At 61.0% G+C, this 313-nt stretch carries 1 protein-coding gene; it reads left to right on the forward strand.

The annotated features are described in order from the left end of the window. Nucleotides 1–313: contractile injection system protein, VgrG/Pvc8 family (locus CXF97_RS14040; RefSeq protein ID WP_256589825.1), on the forward strand; the 313-nt coding region annotated here is incomplete at both ends.

The following is a 313-nucleotide window of genomic DNA, read 5'->3' on the forward strand; positions in this document are numbered from 1 at the left end:
CGAGGTGGAGCTGGTCAGTGAGCAGCCGTCGCTGGACCTCGAAACCCTGCTGCACAAACCGGCCTTTTTGCAGCTGTCGCCTGACGGCGGCGGCATCCATGGCCAGATCTACCGCGCCGCGCAAGGCGATTCCGGCAAGCGTCTGACCCGTTATTCGGTGACGCTGCGCCCACAACTGGCGTATCTGGCGCACCGCATCAACCAGCGCATCTTCCAGAACCTCAGCGTGCCGAAGATCATCGGCATGGTGCTGGAAGAGCATGGCATTCAAGGCAACGCCTACGAATTCAAGACCGGCTCGATCTATCCCGAA

The sequence above is a fragment of the Pseudomonas sp. Choline-02u-1 genome, from assembly GCF_002836515.1.
Lineage (GTDB): Bacteria > Pseudomonadota > Gammaproteobacteria > Pseudomonadales > Pseudomonadaceae > Aquipseudomonas.